This is a genomic window from Herminiimonas sp. (genome assembly GCF_030645555.1).
Lineage (GTDB): Bacteria > Pseudomonadota > Gammaproteobacteria > Burkholderiales > Burkholderiaceae_D > Oxalicibacterium.
In genome coordinates this window covers 1-3,454 of record NZ_JAUSME010000049.1, presented here as the reverse complement: position 1 = coordinate 3,454, position 3,454 = coordinate 1, and the positions used below count along the sequence as shown (strand labels likewise).

Genomic DNA, 3,454 nt, shown 5'->3' with positions numbered 1-3,454 from the left:
GCTGCCACGGCTGCATCGACGGCGGATGGCGGCGATGGCATATACAAGGCATCTGCATCGGATGCCGAGGCCAGGCGGCCCGGATCGGCAAACAGATCGAACTGCGGCGTCGCCTGCATCGAGTTGGCTTCCAGCGATGCAAGGTGCTTGCGGGCGGCGCGTATTACTGCCTGCGGCACACCGGCCAGTTGCGCAACCTGCAAGCCATAGCTTTGCGATGCCGGGCCGGGCTGCACTGCATGCAGGAACACGATGCTGTCCTTGTGCTCGACGGCAGACAAATGCACGTTGGCTGCGGATGGATGGACCTCAGGCAGTTGCGTCAGTTCAAAATAATGGGTGGCGAACAGCGTAAAACTTTTGCTCGTGTCGATCAAATGGCGGGCGATCGCCCATGCCAGCGCCAGGCCATCGAAGGTGGATGTGCCGCGTCCGACTTCATCCATCAGCACCAGTGAATTTTCTGTCGCGCCATTGAGGATGGCGGCAGACTCTGTCATTTCAACCATGAAGGTCGAGCGGCCACCAGCCAGGTCGTCGGCTGCGCCTATGCGCGTAAAGATGCGGTCGATAGGGCCTATGCTTGCGCTGGCCGCCGGCACAAAGCTGCCGACGTAAGCCAGTAGCGTGATCAATGCAACCTGCCGCATATAGGTCGATTTACCACCCATGTTGGGGCCGGTAATCAACAGCAGTTTTTGTTCGCCGTTGAGCAGGCAGTCATTGGCAATAAAGCGCTCGATATGGTTTTCCACCACCGGGTGGCGACCTTGCTCTATCGTGATCATCGGCTCGGCAACAAGTTGCGGCGCGCACCAGCTATACCGCAGCGCATGCTCGGCCAGTGCCACCAGCGTATCGAGCTGCGCCAGTGCATGTGCAATGTCTTGCAGGGTGCCTATGTGCTGCGCCATCTGCTGCAGCACTTGTTCGTACAGATATTTTTCGCGCGTCAGTGCACGTTCCTGCGCCGACAGCGCCTTGTCTTCAAATGCCTTTAGCTCGGGAGTGATATAGCGCTCGGCATTCTTCAGCGTCTGGCGACGGCGATAATCATCCGGCACCTTGTCCGTCTGGCCGTGCGTGACTTCAATGTAAAAGCCATGCACCTTGTTGTATTCGACGCGCAGATTGTTGATGCCGGTACGTGCGCGTTCGCGTGTTTCCAGATCGACCAGGAATTGCCCGGCATTTTCTGACAGGCCGCGCAATTCATCGAGTTCCTCATCGTAGCCGCGGGCGATCACGCCGCCATCGCGTACCATCGCGGCCGGTTCCAGCGCTATCGCGCGTTCGACCAGATCCAGGCATTCGCTCGGGGTGGCGAGCGCATCGTGTATGGTTTTCAGCAATGGCGCATCGGCATCCTGGTTGCACATGGCGACATAGGCGCGCAGTGAAGGCAATTGCTGCAAGCCGCCGCGCATGCCGGCCAGGTCGCGCGGACGCGCCGACTGCAGCGCGATGCGGGTGGCGATGCGTTCCACATCAGGCACCGAAGCCAGCGTGGAAGAAAGTCCGGTGCAGGCATCGGTGCGCATCAAGGCATGGATAGCGGCATGGCGTGCGCGTGCGACTGCCTGATCGCGCCGCGCGTGATGCAGCCAGTGGCGCAGCAGGCGCGAACCCATCGCAGTGCGGCAGTGGTCAAGCAGCGAGAACAGCGTTGCCGAACGATCATCCTGGCCGCGTATGGTTTCGGTCAGTTCCAGATTGCGGCGGGTGGCGGCATCCAGACCGATGAATTCGTTTTCGGTTTCCACCGTCAGCGTGCGTACATGCTGCAAGCCTTTGCCCTGGGTAGCTTGTGCATAGCGCAGCAAGGCACCGGCAGCGCCGATGGCAGGGTTCAGGTTTTCCGCACCGAAGCCGGTGAGGGTGGCCACATGGAGTTGCTCGTAGAGCGCCTTGCTGCCGTGGGTGATATCGAAATGCCAGTCCGGCACCGTGGTATTTTTTGCCGAAGGGAAGCTGGTGAGCAAGTCATTGACGCTGCCCGGCAGCAGTATTTCGGCGGGCGCTATGCGTTCGAGCTCATGCTTGATGCGCGTATCCGCATTCTGCACATCGCTGGTAAATTCCATCAGCTTCAGTGCGCCGCTCGCCATCGACAGCCAGGCCAGGCCTATCGTCACGGTCTTGCGTTGCGTGGTGCTGTAGAGCGCGAGCAAAGGCTGTTCGGATTTTTCCGGCAGCAGATCGGAATCGCTCAGCGTGCCGGGCGTAATCACGCGCAATACCTTGCGTTCTACCGGCCCCTTGCTGGTCGCCGGATCGCCTATCTGTTCGCAAATCGCGATCGATTCGCCCAGCTTGACCAGCTTGGCCAGATATTGATCGACGGCGTGAAAGGGCACGCCAGCCATCTTGATCGGGTTGCCATTCGAGGCGCCGCGCTGGGTCAGCGTGATGCCGAGCAGACGCGAGGCTTTTTCGGCATCGTCGAAAAACAGTTCGTAGAAATCACCCATCCGGTAAAACAGGAGCGTCGTCGGATGCTCAGCCTTGATGCGCAGGTATTGCTGCATCATTGGAGTGTGCTTGTCGTTCGGCTCTGGGAAATCAGATTTGCTTGTGTTCTTCAAGGATGTCGATTGGTCTGTTTGGGTGTTGAGGGGCTCTTTGCCATGGATTATTTTACGGCCACAGTCGCTTTATTTTTTCGATGATTGGTTAGCGAAGAAGCTCAGAATATCCATGCGGCAGGAGCAGAGAAGCATTATTGTATTCGAGGCGATCAAAGGTCGTGAAATTGATTGTGCCCTGGTGCGGTGCTGCAGATGCGTGCAAGGATGTGGATGGAAGCATAGGACGAAAAAAAACCCCGTATCCGGGGTTTTTTATTTTTTACAACATCAATTTAAATCGGACGGCACGCAGTCCATGGGGTCACGGTAGTCGTTTCATTGTACGCGAGGCCAGCAGGTGCTGCGGCGGTTGGAGCAAGTGGATTGGTCGCATTGCTCTCGGCACGCAGAGTACCGAGGTTGTTGCCAATATTGGTGGCAGGCAGCGTGCCGTCGATATTGGTATCTATGCCCGATACTTGTTTGGTAGTCAAGGCAGAAACGCAGACTGAGGTGCCTGGCATGCCATATGCAGCAACGGTAACGCCAATCAAGCCGCCGGTAGCAGCACGCGGCAAACCTGCTACGCCTGTTGCTGTGGAATCGCCAGCGGTCATGCCTGCGGCACGCAGTGAGCGCCAGAGGACAACTTGTTCACCAGCGTTGGTAAATGTTTGTGGAAGTGTAATAGCCAGTACGCCATTGGCCGTGCCGCCTGGAATTGCGCCCCAGCCGCGAGCTGCCAATGTTGCCTGTGCTTCGTCACCTGGAATCGCACGAAAACGATCGACATATGTATTGTATGCAGCAGATACGCCGTTCAAATCACCGACTACGGATTTGATGCGCGCGCTTTCTATCATTTCCTGACCCTTCAGCACGCCGCC

2 protein-coding genes are annotated in these 3,454 nt (G+C 57.9%); both read right to left on the bottom strand.

The features are described 5' to 3' along the window. Nucleotides 1-2,531: DNA mismatch repair protein MutS (mutS, locus tag Q7T06_RS02100; RefSeq protein ID WP_304779348.1), on the bottom strand; the 2,531-nt coding region annotated here is incomplete at its 3' end. A gap of 329 nt (nt 2,532-2,860) precedes the next feature. Next, on the bottom strand, nt 2,861-3,454 hold a 594-nt coding region (locus tag Q7T06_RS02095), incomplete at its 5' end, for a hypothetical protein (protein ID WP_304779343.1).